Below are 19,856 nucleotides of genomic sequence, written 5' to 3' on the forward strand. Positions count from 1 at the left end.
ACCACGAAACCAATCCACTATCCTATTAAGAGGGAAAAGAAATTGAGTCTGACAATACACGTATCAAAAACCGACGGGGATTTTTCCACCATTCAGGAAGCCATTAACGCTGTCCCCTACGAAGAAACCGCAACCATCCACATCTCGGAGGGCGTTTATAACGAGAAGATCTTTTGCGAGAAAAGAGCCATCACTTTAATCGGGGATGGAGTAGACAAGACAATTCTCTGCTTTGATGATTATGCCAACGAAGTTATGGAGGACGGCAGCAAGCGCGGAACCTTCAGAAGCTACACTGCATTCTTTGGCGGCGACAGAGTCCATATTAAAGATATGACCATAAGAAACGACGCCGGTGACGGCAGAGCCGTGGGCCAGGCTATTGCTGTTTATGCCGATGCCGATATTTGTTTCTTTGAAAATGTGAAAATGACAGGATGCCAGGACACGCTGTTCTGCGCACCTCTTCCCAGACAGGAGCGAAAGAAAAACGGCTTCCTCGGCCCAAGAGTTATGACAGAAAGGCGACTCACCAGCCAGTACTATAAGAACTGCACCATAACCGGTGATGTGGACTTTATATTTGGCGGCGCTGACGCCGTATTTGATGACTGCACCATCATCTGCAACGACAGAATGCATGTTGGTTTGACAGTGGCGGGAAGCTCGCCCGCAGGTTCCGCCACTCTCGATAAAGACCAGATAGACACCAGGGAGCGCTTCATCAACGGCTACATTACCGCGGCCTGCGGCCTAAGCCGGGACCTCGGCTTTGTCTTCAGGAACTGCCGTATTGGCGGAGCTGAGGGATGCGAAGAAGGCTCAGTATTTCTGGGGCGTCCCTGGCGGGATGAGGCAAAGAGTGTTTTCTTACACTGCACTATGGACAAGACCATTGCTCCTGAGCGCTTCTCCGGCTGGGGCGGGATCACAGTGGATCAACCTGAGACCTTTTATGGGGAATTCGGAACGATTTTAGCCGGTCCCTCCATCATCTTCGCAGATCTCTCCCAAAAGAACTCCTGGGTAAAGGATATCAGCGAGTCAGAGGCAGCCGCCATCAGCAGCCGCGCAGATTTGATTGTAAAAAGAATCTGCGGATGAGGCGCTCATAATAATCTTCAAACAGACGCAATGAATAGATTTGCAATAAAACAGGGACACTTCACACCGGCTCCGAAAGGCAGTCAGTATGAAATGTCCCTGTTGTTATTTTGCATCCAAATAAGTCAATCAGAACCGTCCCCGGTGACTTAGAACCGTCCCCGGTGGCTTTCCAATCAGAACCGTCCCCGGTGGCTCAGCCGATGTCTTACGCTCCTGAATACACAAGCCAGATGAACAGATATCCGACGCACACAGCAGTCAGTGTGAAGGGCACACCGATCTTCATGAAGTCACCGAAGGATACCTCGTAACCTTCTTTTCTGAGCATGCCCACACCGGCGATGTTGGCAGATGCGCCGATAGGTGTAAGGTTTCCGCCGAGGGTCGCACCGATCAGAAGACCGAAGTACAACAGCAGAGGACTTACATTCATAACAGCTGAAAGGCTGGCCAGAACCGGAAGCATCGTAGCAACGTAAGGAATGTTATCGATGAAGGCGGAGATCACAACCGAGCCGAATACGATAACTGTATACAGAAGGAATACATTTCCCTTTCCGGCGCTGGCAATGAAGTTAGCCAGATCATCGATGATGCCTACTTTAGTGATGCCTGCGATAACGCAGAACAGTCCGCCGAGAAGGAGCATTGTGTCATAGTCTATAGCCTTCAGAGAATGCCACATGCTGTCGGTTCCCTTTGAAAGGAAAATCTCCCAGACAATATTGATGATACCGCATACCATACAGATCACACCGTTGGTGATGTCGGGCTTCTCGGGAATAAAGGAAGCTGCGATGAGAAGTACCACATGCCCCAGCATCATGATGGTGGGAACATAGTCTGTAACTGTTGTCCTCTCGTCGGAGCTGACGGGCTCTTTGTCCTTGCGGAACATGATCATCATGATAGGCACTGTAGCGATAGCGCCAAGCTCAACCGCAAAGAAAATTCCGGGATGACCTTCCATCCAGAAGAAGTCATTGAAGTCCATCTTTGCTGCAGCTGCCAGCATGATTGAAGTGGTATCGCCTACCAGAGTAGCGGCGCCCTGAAGGTTTGAGGAAACCGCGATACAGATGATCATAGGTACAGGTGAGATCTTGAGCTTCTTGCAGATAGCCAGTCCCACAGGAGCAACCATCAGTACAGTTGCAACGTTGTCGATAAATGCTGAGATGAATCCGGAGAAAAGAGACATCAAAATGGTCACCCACAGTACGTTAGGCGCCAGGTCCAGCAGCATCTCCGCTATCCTGTTGGGCATCTTGGACTCGATGAAGTAATCCACGATGACCATAGTACCGAAGATCATCATCAGTACGTTCCAGTCGATGGCCCCGAATACCTCATTAAGCGGAAGGATTCCCAGGATCACAAACACAGCCGCTGTGGAAAGCGCTACGATATGACGCCTCTTGGGCAGCGTGATCATGAGGATGTACATAAGTACAAATAAAATGATTGCGATGGTTTTCAGATTAAACAATTTCTGCCTCCTTAAACGAAAATGAATCAATCGGCTATAAAAAAAGACTCTTATCATAGCCAAAGCTACGATAAAAGTCTTGCTGTCAGTCAATAACGATAACCTTATGCCGGATTCGGATGCCCCAAAGCATCGTCCTGACGGATCCGACAGCCGACACAGATGTCAGCCAGCTACTCCCTTTTATCAGGTGTCAAAATCAGAGTTATTGCGACGCTCTGACCAATTTCTCCGTCTATCTTAAGGGAGAATACGCATCTTGTCAAATTTAAATTGCACACCATCGGCATGAATCTGCCGCCCGAACAGAGTCGCTCCGACGCAAATGTCCGCGCCCGCGCGAACAGCCCCATCACTTATACTTCACGCCTTCGCACACAAAACGCTCTACGCCCATCATCTCAGGCTCTTTATCCGCAGCTCCGATGATCTCCACGTTCCTGAGCACCAGCTCTTTTACATTCTCAGCATAGACACTGCGGCCGCTCATCTCGTCGAAGTTATCCATCATGACAGGTCTCTCGGGCACTCGCTCCGCCTCAGGCAAAAATGTCGCCTTGATATTCTCAAACTCGAGCTTTCCAACCGGGCTCTCGGGAAGTCCCGCAGCGCAAAGCACGCAGGCACTAACTCCCTCGCAGGTAATATCTCGTCCCGTAATGGTTCCGATGGCAGGAGTCATCTCATCAACGGGAGCCGCCGCCCTGTTCTGCACGTAATCGCTGTGTCCGTCCGGATCGCAGAAATAGAACATATTCACGGTAAAGGGCATATGCACTCCGTTCATCTTAATCTTCTCAAAAAGGATATCGTCAAGAACCGACCTCTCTCCGCGGCCTCTCCTGGTCTTGATCCTAAGTCCCCTGTCCGTGCCGTCAAAAATGCACTGGGAAACCCTCACATTCTTAACGCCGCCTGCAACCTCGGAACCCACAGTCACGCTGCCGTGCCCGCGCTCAAACCTGCAGTTGCGGATCACCACATCCTCAGTGACCTTGTGATGATTGAGACTCATGTAGTACTTGCCGCTCTTTATGGCCATGCAGTCATCCCCCACGGAAATGACACAGCCAAGCACCTTCACGCCCTTGCAGCTCTCGGGATCCAGCCCGTCGGTATTGGGTGAATCGGAAGGGTTATGTATATACAGATTCAAAAAAGACAGCTCCTCACAGTAGTAGGGATGCAGCGTCCAGCAAGGTGAATTCTGCACAGTAATCCCCTGCACCCTGACATTTCTGCACCTGCACAGGAACATCATGTTTGGCCTCCAGGCGATGCGTTTTTTCTTGGCGTCCTTCCACCAGTCGGAATTCTGCGCATTTCCGTCCAAAGTCCCCCCGCCGATGATATCAATATTCTCCGCATCAATGGCAGTGATCAGGGAAGCGAAATTGTCCAGAGGATTGCCCTCCCAGCTTCCAAGATTGTACTCGTCCTTCTCATCGGTAGTCATGGTCATCCCGGGCAGGACCGGATAATGATTCCTGTCAGTATCTCCAAGGATCACCGCACCCTCATCAAGCCACAGGGTCATGTCGCTCTTAAGGAAAAGAGGCGTCGAATAATAGGTACCCTTTGGCAGATAGACCGTACCATCCTTGGGGCAGGACAAAATAGCCGCCTGCAAAGCGGGTGTATCCAAAGCCTCTCCGTCGCCTTTGGCGCCAAAGGCCTTTACATTAAGGAGCACCGATTCATGCTTTGTGGTAAAAGACTTCTCGCATTCACCGTCTGCTGCCGCCACCCGTATCTTATATTCTCTGTCAGGCAAAAGACCTGTCACCGACACCACATTTCTGTCAGAGCGAAGTCTCTTTTCCCCGTCTATAAATACCTCGAAGGGCTCAGACTGCTGAAATATAGCCTCAGACTCCAGCTCGATGGTCACACTTCTGTTAAAGATTTCGATGATTTCAAAATTCATGATACTTCTCCCCAAAAAATAACGGAACTTTGCTACATACATCATAGCATAGTTCCGTTTTCATTCCTTGTTAATTCATGAAGTAAAACTGCCTTTTTCAGCCCAGTTTATCCGTAAGCGATCTGCTGTTAGGTGCTTGCGGCCCCGGCGCTCACTGAGTATTTATGGAAGCGTCCATGTACTTGATAAGCTCCAGAGCACTTCTGAAATCCTTTTTCTCATTCCGTTCCCGGAAGATGACGTGTCCCTGCCAGGTAGCATCCTGTCTGTATACCACCTGGACCACAAAGGTGGCAAGCTTGCCCTTCTTGTTCTGGACGTTACGGACTCCGTTCATGTCCTGAATGATCTCAATGGGAAGTCTGTCATCGTCAGCCTTCAGAGGATGAACCTTGCGGGCGTTATCTCTGTTCTCTTTCTTAAAGAAACGCTCAGCCAGTCCTCTTTGGGGAAAATCCCACTGGTCCATGAGGTCTTCCATCTTAACAAGAAAATCAGTGGCACTGGTGAAATCTACAGGGGCATCAGCATACTGATGATACAATAATCCCGAAAAATCCCCGTCCTGAACCTGCTCTACACAAACGCAGACCAGATTTTTTGCAAAAAGCATCTGCTTGGTTTCTGCCATTTTGTCTTTAGTTTTCCTTCTGAGAAAATAATCGATAATCATATTAAATTATACCGCTATTTCATCCGTCAGTACAGTGCATTTTGCCTCGGGAAAAGAGAAAACGGCTGACCGGTAAACACCGGCCAGCCGCCCTTTTATTACTTATTCAGTTTGAAGTTACCTGTGTATTACTGGTCTTCTTTTCTCTTGCCTTTAAGAAGAATTACTATTGCAGCTGCTGCGGAAAGGATGATAATCATCACTCTTGCTGCGCCGGATGTTGTCTCATCATCAGTTCTTCCTCTTCTTGCTCCGAGAACTGCTGCGCCATCTGTAGACTGCTCTCTTGTTGCTCCAAGTACTGCTCCGACAGGTGCTGCAGGTGCAGGTGTAGGAGCTGTAGGAGTAGGCTCATCTACGATAGGTGTAGGTGTAGGAGTAGGTGTAGGATCTCCACCGCCTCCGCCAGCGGCTGTGATAACCAGTTGACCGGGTACGTAGGTTACTTTGAAGTTACCCTGAAGCTCTTCGCCTGCGGCTGTGATAGGATATGTTCCTACATCGTTTCCACCTGTGCGGCTCAGTGTGTACTTGACAGTTTCTGCTGCTTCAGCATTAAGGTCAGTATTCTCGGCCTCTACCTTTGCTGTAAATGCAGGATCTGCCTGAGCTGTTGTCTTGCTCTTGTTGTCTGCTGTTACAGTTACAGGTGCGGGTGTGATCTCCAGTGAAGCTGTTCCTTTTGCTACTACCTTGAACTGATTGGATACATCTTCTCCTTCAGCATCAGTTACTTTGAAGTTTGTAAGAGTTGCCTCATCCATGCTGAGTACGTATTCTCCTACATCCTTTGCTGTGCGATCAGCTATTACCTCTGCATCTACTACTGCGTGATAGCTTCTTGCTCCATCTGAGTAGTCATCAGCTTTCTCTCTTGCATCAGACTTGATAGTGAACAGATCTGCTACAAACTCTACTACGTTTTCAGCTGTCTCTCTGATGGCTCTTCCTGCTCTTGCAAAGATACCTTCGTCTGCTTCAGCTGCCTGACGTGCTGTCTGATCTACTGCAACTGCAGTAGCATCAATTTCTGCTGCTTCAGTACCACCAACTTCCCAGCTGATAGTGTAATCGAAATCTGTCTTTTCCTGTCCGTCGTATACTATTGATCCACCGTCAAGAGGTGTTGCGTAGATGATAAACTTCTCATCATCAGGTCTGTCGTATACTGTCAGTGTTCCAAGGTTTTCTACCAAATTGTAGTTGCCTTCGTTTCCTGTTGTCCATGCCAGTGTGTATGTATTGGTTACTACATCAGGTCTTGTAACTGTTCCGGTTGTTGCAAAGTCTACGGTGTCGCCGCCTACCAGTCCGGATATGCTACCTTCTGCTGTAAGAGGAGTTCCGTCATACTTCTTTCTGGCTGTAGGTGTTGTTACTGTAAGATCTCTCTTGAAGATGTTCAGAGGAACTGCCTCAAGAACAGCATCTTCGTAATTCTTGTTCTTAATTGTTACTGTTACGAATCCGATGCTCTCGGATACATTTTTGATAACAGGTGCTGAAGTTGCTTCTACTGTCTGTGCCTGGTCTGCAGTATCAACATATGTGAAGATGATCTCGTCCCCTGCAATCCTTCCGTCTTCAGAAACTGTTACAGTGTGGGTCTGTCCATCATAAGGTCCCTCGAAACCTGTAGCTGTAGGAACTTTACGATCCTTGGCGGGAGTGATGATGAGCTTACCATCCTCATCCAGAACTACTGTGATGTTCTCGTAGTTAGGAGAAGTTGCCACAAAGTCTCCTGATACAAGATTCATCATGTATCCCTCTGCATTGGCATCTGTGCCCTCAGCATGTGCTGCCTTGCCTTCTGCAAGAGCAACGGTGATGGTTTCATCAACTGTTCCAACCTTCTCAAATCCGTCAATGGTCTTGAGTGTTCCGTCATATACTTCTGTTGCGGAATTACCCTTTACATGTACGATCATCTCATCCTTGAAAGGATTGATCGTAAGGGTTCCGGGTGTTACATCAAATGTTACATCAAAGTTACCATTTGCCTCGTTGCTGTTTACAGCAAAGTCATCAGCTGTAACTTCCATTGTGTAAGTATCTGCGTTTGTTCCCTTAGCAGTAACTTTTGCGCCGTCCTGTGCAGGTCCGTTGTAGTAATCATCCAGATACAGATCTGAGCTTGCCTGTGCTGTATATCCGCTTACCGACTGCTCTTCTCCATTGTATTCAACAACATCGCTGTTTCCTGTGATGGTTACTGTTACAGGAAGTTTGTTAATCTGGAGCCATCCGTTAGTTACGGTAAAGGTTACATCGAAGTTGGCTTTATCGGTATTTACAAAGCTGTCTTCTGAGAGATTCATAGGATAAGCTTCCTGCCTTGCATTTGTTCCTGCTGCAATTGCTTCTTCCTGTGAAGGTCCTTCGAATGCTGTGTAAAGAGCTGTAGCATCCTTTCTCTCTCCGCCGTTTGTAAGCCATACACCATCAATGGTATAACCTGTTATGCTCTTAGGTGTTCCATCATAGGTTACTGTATCTGTATTACCGGTTACTTCTACTTCAATCTTTGCCTTCTCGATATTAAGTGTTCCGTTTACTATCTCGAAGCTTACTTCGAAGTTAGGATCTGAGTTGGAGAACAGGCCCTCTGCAAGAGTCATGTCGTACTTGCCAACTGCTGTTCCGGTTGCTATTGCTGCGCTCTGAGCAGGTCCTGTTACCTTATCCAGAGTGTACAGTCCGCTATCATCGGTTATTATTTCCATTTCGTATCCGGTTACCGACTGAGGTGTTCCGTCATAGATAACGGTGTCGCTGTTACCGGTTACTCTTACTACGATGGAGCCTGCTGCAACGATATCAAGATATCCATCTACTACCACGAAGGTTACATCATAGTTAGGATTGATGTTTGTAAACTGTGACTCATCAAGTCCCAGGTAATACTTTCCTACAGAGCCCTGAGTTACTTTAACGGATCCCTGTGAAGGTCCTTCATAATCAAGGGTTGCGCCTTTTGTTCTGTAAGCCCGGTCAGCAGGGACCTCTGAAAGAACATCTGCTTCATAACCTGAAACTGTATGAGGCTTTCCGTCAAATACTATCGGATCAGGATCTGATATATGTCCGGTAATCTGTACTGTTATAGGTCTGGGCTTAACGATCAGCTTGCCGTAATTTACAGTATCGATGATGTAGTTATCTGCGTTTGTTCCGCTATCAAAGATGATTGCAGGATCGCCAACCTTGTTCTCGTAGTAGTGTGTATCACCTTCTACCAGATCATCTTCATCAATAACGTTGTACTTGATACCGCTGAGGCTTCCAAGCTTACCACCATCACCAGCTACCCATCCCTGAACAGCGCCTCGTGCATCGGCATCTGACAGTGTGCCTGATGTTGCAGGCTCAGGATAAGTTGTTATTACAGTAGGTGTTGTAACAGTAAGTTTCTTAGGAGTGATTGTAAGTCCGCCTTCTGCTACGTTGATGGTTACGTTTGCGAAGTTGTGTGCATATTCTTCTTTTACGAAGAAGTGTGCTGCAAGCTGCTGGTCAATTACATCTTTGCTTGTGATCTCAATATCACCTGTGTGTCCGATGTAATCTGCCTTGAATGCAGGATTGGTGATGCTTTCAATAGTGTACTTAGCTGTGTGCGACTGTCCATCATATTCAATGTTGATATTATCTGCCGCGATATTTACTACTATGCCTTCAAGGGCTGTTACTGTAAGAGTTCCGCTCTTGTACTCTATAATGTAGTAGTCACTTCCGGACTGTCCTGTTGAAACCTGTGCTCCGAAAGGAGTGGTCTTGCTCTCGCCAACCTCAGTCTGGCTTCCCGTGAAGGAAAGGGCTGTGATCCTGTGACCATCTACAAGACCTTCTACATAATAGTCTTCTGCTGTAAAGGTACTTACAAGAGGTCTTCCGTCATAGGTCTTGGTCTTACCGTTCGCTCCGATAACGAGTTTCTTCTGATAGTATACAGTTCTTGTTATTGTTCCGCTGGTTGCTATAACCTTAGGAGAATCTACTATCTGTCCACTCTCGTCCTTGATATAGTTGAATACATAACCGCCAAGGCTTGTATTTATCGTGTACTGTCCGCCGGGCATCATGCTCTTTTCAACTGTATCTGCTATGCTGTTGCCATCCATATCCACGAAGTTGACAACGATCTTACCCATCTTGTAATCGTGATAGTAGAATGTGATCACATTCTGAGTATCTGTGTATGTAAAGATATGGGTCTTAACTACTTCTTCAGGATAGTACTTTCTGTCTGCATAAGAAGCATATTCGGGAACGCTTCTCATGTAATCAGGATCAGCCTCAACTGCAGCTACTGTTACACTGGCCTGGCTGCCTGATAACGGCTCAGCAGGTGTATAGTCGGGAGCAACCCTGATCTCGTTGCCGCCATCCATGAAGATGTAACGTACTGTGTAAGTAAGGTTCTCAGGCTTATGCTGGTAAACAAAGGTTACAACATTCTCGCCGTTAGTGAGGATAATCTCCTTTTCAGTTGCATCAGGAAGCATTCCCACTACTGAGGCTGCCTTAACAACCTTTTTATCTCCGGGCTGGAACGCAGGGCTTCTCTCTGTTCTTGAAGGAGCTGCCTCCATTTCTTCCCCGTCTTCGTAGTATATAAATTTTACTGTATAGCTGATTTCGTCAGGAATCCAATAGGTGTATACCGATATGTCTTGTGTCAGAGGTTTATTGAAGTCATACTTCTCGCTGTAATCACTGTCGATATACCATCCACCAAAGGTAAATCCGTCGATCGCTGCAGGTGTTATTGATGATGCTGTTTTATTATGATCGTAGGCCTTGGTCTCAATAACTGTCTGCTGGCCTGTAACGGGGTCAACCTTGACAAAAGTGATGTGTCTTTGCGGTATGATCCAGTTAGCGTAGAGTACAAGACCTGTAGGCATCTTATTATCGCCTGCATATGCTTCTGAGTGGTAGGAATCAGTATACCATCCATCCCAGTCTGCATCGTCTGTAGGCGGTGTTGCTAAAGCCTCCGCAGCTGTGATTTTTCCACTGATGTCACTGCCAAGAGCAATCTGCTCTGTGCTGATAAGTGTACCGTCGTAATTGTTAAAGGTCAGAGGATAGGAATCTGCGAAGTAATAGAAATCAAATCTCAGGCCTTTATAGTTTTCTGTTGCCGTTCCACTATTGTAACTGCCTGTTCCAAGGGTAAAGGTTATATATTTGTTTATATCTTCCCATCCCAGGCCTTTTTTCTTCTGTGCAGCCCATGTAGTAAATTTATTCTTTGTATAACCTGCTATCTCCGGGAACTCGGAATAGTCATAACAATGTTTGAAATGTACTGTTGTGCTCTGGAATAAGCCGTACTTCTTGCCCTCAAAAGTAACCTGACCTGCTTCAGGGCCGTAGTTCTCCAGCCAGTAATTCAGTATCTGTGTAGCATCAGTAGAAAAGTTATGTCTATAAAGCTTTATGGTCTTGCCATCTTCTATCCATGTAATACCGCTTTCACCCTTGCCGGGCATGGTGTTATAGATAACGAACTTGTCTCTGTCTACGTTTGTAAAACTCCAGGCATATTCAGAAGAATATCCTTCATTGAAGATTCTACTGAAGGAATCCGTTATGTCAGAACCGTATTTGGCTTCCAGTGTGTTTCCATAAATACCACCTGATCCGGAATATTTGATCTTATAAACATTTCTGCTGTATTTTACAGTTATAGTGGTGCTGCCATCAGGCAAAACTGTTTTTTCATTAGATTCCTTAAATGTAAAGTTATCTAAATCAAGCTCAGCAGGCTTAGGGCTGCTTGCTGTTGCCTTAACAGAAGAACCAACCTGTGCTGTAGCTGTTGCTATACCAATATAAGAGTATTCTGTATCATTGGCATTTTCAATCGTGTAAACCAGTGTGTAATTTACTGTTGCAGGATCCCACTTGGCATAAAGAGTTGTATCTTTTTCCAGTTTATAGTTATCATCTGCGGCTGTAGTGAGGGCTTCATCTGTGTACCATCCGCCGAAGGTGTAACCTGCATATGTAGGCTCTTTTTCACTGATATCTATAACTGTCTCATAAGGAGCTGTAACCGCATCTACATATGAGCCGCCGTTTGAATCAAACTCAAGACGATAGTTGGCACGTGTGTAGTAAACGGGAAGTTCCTGGCCTTCTACAGTTACAGTGTAGCTCTCGGTTCTCTCAAACTCACCACCGGGGATATCGATAACCTTAGGTGTAACAACCGTATTCTTAACGCCTTGGGCCGGAATTGATTGAACCTTGGTATAATTACCGCCCTCCAAATCCTTGAGCAGATATGTATACCAGAAAGTAAACTCAAAAGGAATATACTGAACGCTTCTGTCATTCAGAATACCTACGATAACAGAACCTTCCTGTCTGGTATCCTTGATATCATCAAGGTCTGCAGTTGTGATCTGGATTGAGGTCTCCTTAGGATAGTAAACAGGGTATGCCTCATCCTCTGCAACCTGTACTTCCGGAGGAGAAGTGATGGTTACAGGGAGATTACTCTTTTCAACTTCTACTATCTGATTGTCAAAAGGCACCTCTGTGCCACCGGGACTGATATAGTAATACTTAACAGTCACCTCAAAGATCTTGATCTCCTCAAGCTCTGCTTCAAGAACCATATCACCGGTTACCGTGTAATCAGAAGCATTGTCATGAGTTATGAGACTTCCGTTATAATTCCATCCTCTGAAGAAGTATCCTGCTTTGAAAGGATCCTGAGAAGGAATTGTAAGTGTTTCTCCACTTGAGAAGCCGCGGGTATCAAAATCAGATCCGTCAACCTTGAAAGAAACTGTATAACCTGACTTCACGAAGTTTGCGTAGTATGTGGCTCCGTCAACAAGAAGTTCACCTGCGGGGCGGAATGTTCTTGACCCACAAACCACGGTGCTTCCATCTGTCCAGTTAACAAAGGCATAACCGGTATCAGCGTTAGCTCTGACTTCTGATGCTTCGCCGTCTTCCGGGATGGTATCAGAAGGTATGCTTACGCTTCCGCCTTCGTTAGCAACGTATGAAATTGTTATGGTTTTTACAGGAGCAGGCGGAAGTTCTTCCTCTTCATCTTCGGGTTCTTCCTTTTTCTCCTCTTCAGGTTCTTCCTTTTTCTCCTCTTCAGGATCTTCCTTTTTCTCCTCTTCAGGATCCTCAGGAGAGCCTCCTGATTTTGAACCATCCGGAGGTAAAAGCTTCTGGTCTTCATCTGTAGGAGTATCTACCACAGGGGGATCACCTGCAGGAGGATCTTCTACAGGGGGATCTACTACAGGAGTCTCTACTGTAGGGGGATCTACTGTAGGGGGATCTACTACAGGGGGATCCGTATTAGGTTCATCACCAGAAGAATTCTCAGGAGCTCCTTCTGTTTCCGCATAAACCCTGATATTACTCACGTTGGAGTTAAATGTGGTAGCTATCATGGCTATAGCGAGAAGTACTGCTAAAAATCTGTTCCATTTTCTCAACATAGTCGAATTCCTCCCTTATAAAAGAATTGGCTTGTTAGAAGTTAATAGTTACGTGTGACTACTTATCCTGCTTCTTCGTCACTTTTGTTCTTCGCCATGGTCTCGCCCATGGCACCGTCAATTAGTTTGATCAGTTCCAAAGCACTTCTGAAATGAAGTGTCTGCTCCCCTTCAGCCCAAGTCAGCTTACCCTGCCAGGTACCACCTTCGCAGCGGGCTATCTTGACGATGAAGGTTCCTCTGTCATTCAGTTTTTTCGGATAATCTTTTGAAAAATAACATTTTTTCATGGCGATGATATCCTTTCTTAAATTTATGATACTCAAACGTCAATCATACGAATTATCATACGACCCCCTATATTTTGTGGATTCAGCTTAACAATTCATAAATATAGTTAAGGAATAATGAAGACTGTAAATATGAGATTAAGACTATAAAGAACTCATAAAGTAAACGTTTTAGGTAGATAGGTACAAAAATTATGATTGGGGGAATAAAAAAGACGGGTAGTCGGTGTTAACCGGCTACCCGCCATCTTTTTTATTTCTTATTTGGGAAAAGAGCTATCGGCTCAAACCTCGTCTTCTTCCTTCTTTTTTCCCTTGAAAAGAAGTGCAATTGCAACTGCTGCTGAAACAATGATTGCAAAGATTCTTGCTGTTCCGGTAGCTGTGTCGTCTGCTGTTCTACCTCTTCTTGCACCGAGAACTGCAGGTCCGTCAACCTCAACCTCTCTCTGAGCTCCAAGTACTGCAGGTGCAGCTACAGGAGCAGGTGTGTCAGGTGTAGGTGTAGGTGTAGGAGGTGTAGGTGTAGGAGGATTAGGTCCGGGTGCTGCTGTGATTGTGAACAATCCATTTACCAACTTAGGCTCATTATAGTTATTGGTTATCAATGTCATGCTCTCAAAGTCGATTCCTTCTGTATCATCTACTACCACTACATCGTCAGCCAATGCCTTAACCATCGGTCTGATAGGTTCCTGAGGCTCAAAGCTCTTAGGATCGATATGGATAACATATGTGCCAACGTCCTCACCTTTGTCACGATAAATTTCAGTGATCTCTTTGAGGAAAGCCTCTACATCAGCCTTTCTGGCAACGTCTTCACCTATAAGACCTGTAAGCTGTGCTGTAAGTGCAGGATCAGCTGTTCCCTGAACTTTACTCTTATCATCTGCGGTATATGTAAGATCAACCGGAGTGATATTGAACTTGCCCTTAAGACCCTCTTTATTAACAGTGAAACTCTTTGTTACATCAACATCATCAAGAGTGATTACAATATCCTTCTCAAGTTCGAAATCATAAGGAGGAATTCCGGCAGAACCTTCGGTAACATTTCTACCCTCTGCCTTAACCTTAATGTTCTTAACAACGTAGGTCTTGTTCTTGAACTCGAAGGTTGTCTGATCATCTGCTGCACCGGCTGTTATTGTCAATGCATCGCTGATGGCATCTAAAACTTTCTTATAAAGAGGTTCTTTAGGTCCTTCAACGGTGGCCAGCGCTTCGACAGTCTGCATATATCCGGTATAAGGCTTAGTAACATCGGTTACTGAAAATGCAATTTCAATTTCACCATTGCCGTTTTCAATGACAAGCTCACCATCTGTAACATCTACGGTGCCAAGTACGAAGTTCATGTCCTTAGGATCAAGAGTAAACATAGCCTTCTTAAGTCCCATAGGATATGTGTCAGGAGTAAGGCCAGTAGCTATAGCATCGTCTTCCTCATCAGCTGTGCCATTGCCATCGAAGTCAAAGATCACATCAGCTGTAGAGAAGTCAGGAGTATCAGCACCCTCAACCTCAACTACTTCTACCTCGTATGTCTCAAATCCGGTTACGCTCTGCTCTTCTCCATTGAATGTCTTAGTTTCCTTTTTACCGGCAACTGTAATGTTAACAGTTCTAGGTGTGATTGTAAGAAGACCATCAGCACGCACTTCAAATTCTACATCAGGGAATGTTGTTGTGTTAACTACTGCGAAGTCCTTTTTATCAAGTCCCATCGCATATCCTTCGTCGTTAACATCTGTTCCCTTTGCAATAGCTGCTGCCTGAGCTTCATCACCGGTCTTTCCCTTATATGTGAAAGAAGCTGCAGTGAACAGGTCATTGTTGGATGTAAACTCAAATCCGGTTACGCTCTGCTCTTTTCCGTTGTAAGGAAGCTCATCAGTCTTACCGGTAATTACTACTTTTACCTTACCTACAGGAAGGATTTCGAAGATACCGTCTTTGTTATTGCCTTCAGAATCCTTCGCAATCTTGAATTCATAGTCAAGGATGTCATCGTTGTTTAATACGAAATCTTCAGGTCCAAGATTAAACGGATACTCATCAACCTCTGTTCCTGATGCTCCAATACTCTGTCTGATGCTCACATCATCTTTTGAAATGATACCAGATACATCATCGGCATCATACTTAATTGATGTTACCTTAAATCCAGGATCGTCATTTGTAGCGTCTTTAGGGAAGCTTACGCTCTGTTCCTGTCCGTTGTATGTCGTTGAGTAATAGTTACCTTCAACTGTGATTGTTGCCTTAACAGGCTTATAAACAACCTTAATAGTCTTATTCTTGCCGGCTTCGATTGTGGTGCTTGCAGGATCTACTACACCAGCCTTGTAACCCACGCCTGCTGTTTCACGATACTTATCAACATCGATATCGGCTGCAGTGATTTTTGTTCCGGCCTTAACACCTTCAACTGTTACAGGCTCACCAATCTTTACATCTGCTGCGCCGGAGCTTGCAGGGAATGACTTATAGTACTCAACTGTGTAAGAACCGTTAAGCTCTTTCCATACTGCGTAAAGTACATTTGTACTAGGATTATCATCAGAGTTCTTGTTGTTGGCAATGATGTACTCCTTGCCCAGAGCAATCTTAAATGTTCCTTCATTAGCTTCATTCTGATCGATATTCCATCCAAGGAGCTCGAAGCCCTCTCTCTTGAAGTTGTTTTTCTCAGCTTCAGCAAGTGTCCAAGCCTGAATCTTCTCATTTACACGAAGATCATGGTCACCATTCTTGCTGATCGTAACTGTCTTAGGTGAGGCACTTCCATCATTGATATTGTAGGTAAGTGTTGTCGTATCAGCAGCTGTGCCGCCGCCTGTCTTAGCGTAAAGAGCTCTAAGAACTACGTAATTTTCCTTCTCTCCATCTTCGCCAACTTCAGTTACTATGTAGCTGTCATCGAGGTCAAAGTGATCATTAGGATAATATGCTTTAACTACGTTTCTGTTCTTATCAAGAAGTTCCCATCCAATGAATGTAAACTTATCTGTTTCCACTGCTGTTGATCCTGCTGTTACAACAACAGTAGAATCAGTTGCATAGGTATGAGTGTCGCGGTTGGAATCAAGCATAGTACCTGCAACGTTCTCACGAGCTCCGGTATCCTTATTCTTAATATAAGTACCATTCTCTTCGTACTTGATCTTTGTTCCGCCCTGCTTTCTCCACTTAGCGTAGAGGTTTACGTCAGATGTTACAGCGCCGTAGTCATATGTCTTATCTGTTTCTTTTACAAACCATCCAACAAGATCATAACCGGAACGAACAAACTTGGTCATAACTGTGTCTCTGACAACCTTATCACCATAATACAAATCAAGTGTTGTAGGCTGGCCATTTGTCTCAACAGTATTATAGCCTGTTGTTGTATCCATGTCCTTGTCGCCGTCAACGTTAAGATCAAAGTATACTTTGTATTTTGGCTTTACCCAAACAATGTATGCTCGTGTGTCATTGGTTGCAGGCATCGTTGTATCGAAATCAAACAGCTCTGTTCCTGCTTCATCCTTCCAGATACCAATAGTTCCGTCTTCTGCAAGCTTAGGAACATAACCCGGAATAGGAGGAGTTTTTATTTTCTTGGCATCATTAATGGCCTTATCCTTGTATGATGTAAGGCTTGACTCAAATAGGATATCTTTATATTCCTGAACAGTCTGTGCAGTATTTTCAGCAATAACTTTTTGAGTCTCAGGATCGATAGAAGCTGCCACGCTCATAAGTGTGAGCTTATACTTATTACGCTCATAACGGATGTATAAGTTTTCACTGAAAGGTACACTAGGATTGTTTCCGCCAGGAACATTCTGATAGGAACCAGAATTTCCAACTCTATACGACTTTACTGTAAATCCATCATATTTATTTGAGAAATACCATGTATTGTTCCCAGAATTTCTTATATTTGTGCTATCAGTAGCCTCTGTAGGGTATGAGGAACCATCTTTATTCTGTTTATAATGCCTTACCTTAAGACTTCCACCTGCAGCCTCATAAGAATAGAAATCCTTATCTCCATCTGTAGAGAATTGAGCAAGGAAAGTCATTCCCTGGCCAAGTATTTCAATTTCTTCACCATAATAATAAGTAGATCCCTCGTATTCAAACCACTCTCTTTCACTAGGCCAACGATAGCCATCATATTTAGAAATCGGCTGTCCATAAAGACCAGACATCTCCTTTAGCGAAGTATACTCTTTGGCATTCCAGACATATCTGTTTGAGCCATATGAGGTATAATAATCTGCAGTATAGAACCTATATGTAATCTTCTTTCTGTCGTAGTAAACATTTACAACAGTATCGCCCTTTGCAGAAATCTTTCCGTCATTTGTGATTACTTTTTTAGGAGTTGCATTAAATCCTGTAAAGTTCTTGTTAAGAGCATTGCCAAGCCAACTATCCTTAATAAGATCATCTGTAGCATGGCCTTCAATTACAGTCTGGCTATCATAGTCATAGTTCTTAGGGTCAAACGCTGCATTCTTATCTGTATCAACGTTCTGCTTCCAGATAATTACAGTAAAAGGAGCAGTACCCTTCGCCCACTTAGCATAGATGTATGTTGTCTTTATGATAGTTGTATTAAAATCGAACTCTTCTGTGCAGTTTTTATCTGCATACCAACCTCTAAAAACATAGCCATTTCTGGTAGGATTAGCAGGTCTAGTAGCCTTACCGCCTTCTACTACGAACTCAGGCCTTGTATAGGAAGCTCCGCCGCCATCTCCACCATCATTCTCATCAAAGTGAACCCAGTAACCTTTTTCAATGAATGCAGTAAGTGTACGGTTATTATCGTCACTTGCATCGATTGTGGCACCATCTTTATAATACTTGTTATTTAAGTTTGTCCATCCTGTGAAGTTCTGTGTATCCTCCTTAGGCTGAACTGAAACTGTTAATGTAAGAGGAGCTTCATCCTCACTGCTGTCTGCTGTAACAGCCTCAACTGCAACTACCTCACCCTCTGCTCCGATAAAGGTAACATAGTAAGTAGTCTGAACCTTAGCTCTTACAGTGTACTTAGCCTCATTTGTCACATCACTCTTAACACCAAATTCAACCGGTTCTCCAAAGTCGTTTGCATCAGTATCCCAGAAATACCATCCTTGGAATACCTGATTTTTGGTCAGTGAAGGAATCTCCGGACATGCAAGCTCGTCACCACTGGTAATGTCCTGCTCGGAAACTGTTTCCCAAACATCTGATGAATTTTTTACTTCAAAGGTATAGTGCTCAACCTTACGAAGGATTTCATCGTCATTATCAGTTCCGGCAACAATGAATACTGAGAACTCGTTTGATGTAAAAGTTGCCTCAGTAGCATTACCTTCTGCATCCTGGCTGATGCTGGCGCCGATGGTCTCTACATCACCATGATCATGAACAACCGCAAAGTTGTCGCCCTCAAGAGCTGCTTTAAGTGTCATTGACACGTTAACATACTTGCTGTTCGCAGGCTGAATCTCTTTTCCGTCTACATCATGGAAAGTGATATCAACACCCTTAGCTGATGTTGCAGCAGGGATAGCTTCCTTAGCTGTAGCAAGTGCCTGGTCATCACCAATCTCTGTAATTGTAACTGTTGTGCCAGCGGGGAATATACCAGCCTCTGCACTAACAGTGACTTCCAGAGTGCTTGATGACAAAGAACCTGATACTTTAGGCATCAGCTCTTCAATATTATCAACAGCAACAAACTTAGCTGTGAAGGTAGCATCTTCTGTAAGACCAGCAGGAGTAAAGGTTGGCTCTGTGCAAACCTGAATACCGTCTGCGTCTACCCACTCTGTAAACTCATACTTGTCATTCCAAGCTGTAGCTGTAGAACCCTTGAAAGCAGCATCCTTGTCGTTTACGTTAATAGTCTCTGACTTATCAGAAACGTATCCGCCCTTGTCTGCTGTATAGGTTACAGTTACATTCTTCTCTTCAGTTGCTTCTTCAGAAGCTTCCTCGTCCTCTTCTGCCTCTTCGGCATCCTCATCGGACACTTCATCTTCATCCTCTGCAGGCTCTTCCTCTGTAGGCTCAACTACTTCGGGAACCTCCTCAGGATTCTTCTCCCCCTCAGGAACAACCTCGGGTATCACCTCAGGTACAACCTTAGGCTCATCCTCTACTGCAGGAGGTGTAGTCTCCTCAGTAGTGGGTTCTGTGATCTCGGACCAAGTCTCTGTCTCTGTCTGTGTCTCAGCAGGGGCTTGTTCTTCGACAGTTATTGTTTCATCCGTGCCTTCTTCCGCATACGCCTTAGCACTGGCGAAATCACTACCGAAAGTTGTGATCACAAGTGCGATTGACAGCATGAACGCAAGAATTCTGTTCCACTTCTTCAACATATCTTTCTCTCCCTCTCATATATTGTTAATATTGTTAAAAAATAATAACCAACTGTTACTGCAACAGGTCATGCCTGCTGCTCAATAGATATCTGCTGTCCGGAAGCCATGGCTTCATCCATCAGCTTGACAAGTTCAAGCATGCTCCGGAACCGCTCTGTTCTATTTTCTTCAGCCCAAACAACCTTGCCCTGCCATGTCTCGTTCTGACAATACTCAATCTTCACAACGAAAGTGCCTTTTCGGCGGCCGGGATCCGGATTGTTTGTGATGCTCAACGCTTTTCTACCCATAATAGTATCCTCTCGCTTTTATCATTGTAGAAAAAGAGTCATCATATCACCCATCATATTTTGAATTATTTTTGTTCTTTTTGTGAAAAAAATGTGAACTCCCTTAATAGCCATTATACTAGCTAAGTTTATAATCAAAAATTAAATTTCAATAAATTTTAATTCGATGTAAACTTTATTTCGTTGAAAATCCTTGGAGAATCGGTAAACCTATCTGGAAGCATT

General features: G+C 44.8%; 8 protein-coding genes. 1 reads left to right on the plus strand and 7 read right to left on the minus strand.

What is annotated here, in order from left to right:
- The first annotated feature begins 42 nt into the window (after window positions 1–42).
- Window positions 43–1,104, plus strand: a complete 1,062-nt coding sequence (locus T456_RS0111040) for a pectinesterase family protein (RefSeq protein WP_051465023.1) — start codon at window positions 43–45, stop codon at window positions 1,102–1,104.
- Between the two features lie 208 nt (window positions 1,105–1,312).
- On the opposite strand, the gene T456_RS0111045 is transcribed toward T456_RS0111040, so the two are convergent.
- From T456_RS0111045 to T456_RS0111075, 7 genes are all read right to left on the minus strand, one after another.
- Window positions 1,313–2,596 carry an SLC13 family permease gene (locus T456_RS0111045; RefSeq protein ID WP_330369739.1) on the minus strand — a complete coding sequence of 428 codons (1,284 nt, stop codon included), beginning with the start codon at window positions 2,594–2,596 and terminating at the stop codon, window positions 1,313–1,315.
- Window positions 2,597–2,948: 352 nt separating this feature from the next.
- Window positions 2,949–4,523 carry a glycoside hydrolase family 28 protein gene (locus tag T456_RS0111050; RefSeq protein WP_024866197.1) on the minus strand — a complete coding sequence of 525 codons (1,575 nt, stop codon included), beginning with the start codon at window positions 4,521–4,523 and terminating at the stop codon, window positions 2,949–2,951.
- 151 nt (window positions 4,524–4,674) lie between these two features.
- Window positions 4,675–5,154, minus strand: coding sequence for a hypothetical protein (locus tag T456_RS0111055; protein WP_155838075.1), 480 nt, complete (start codon window positions 5,152–5,154; stop codon window positions 4,675–4,677).
- A 170-nt stretch (window positions 5,155–5,324) separates the two neighbouring features.
- Window positions 5,325–12,680, minus strand: a complete 7,356-nt coding sequence (locus tag T456_RS0111060; RefSeq protein WP_024866199.1) for an InlB B-repeat-containing protein — start codon at window positions 12,678–12,680, stop codon at window positions 5,325–5,327.
- 62 nt (window positions 12,681–12,742) lie between these two features.
- Entirely contained in the window at window positions 12,743–12,970 is a 228-nt protein-coding gene (locus T456_RS0111065; protein WP_035801952.1) for a hypothetical protein, read from the minus strand.
- A gap of 284 nt (window positions 12,971–13,254) precedes the next feature.
- On the minus strand, window positions 13,255–19,338 hold the full coding sequence (locus T456_RS0111070) for an InlB B-repeat-containing protein (RefSeq protein ID WP_024866201.1): 6,084 nt from the start codon (window positions 19,336–19,338) through the stop codon (window positions 13,255–13,257).
- A gap of 68 nt (window positions 19,339–19,406) precedes the next feature.
- Entirely contained in the window at window positions 19,407–19,631 is a 225-nt protein-coding gene (locus tag T456_RS0111075; RefSeq protein WP_024866202.1) for a hypothetical protein, read from the minus strand.
- Between the last annotated feature and the right edge of the window lie 225 nt (window positions 19,632–19,856).

Origin of the sequence: Butyrivibrio sp. FCS014 (assembly GCF_000526935.1) — a bacterium.
Taxonomy (GTDB): domain Bacteria; phylum Bacillota; class Clostridia; order Lachnospirales; family Lachnospiraceae; genus Butyrivibrio.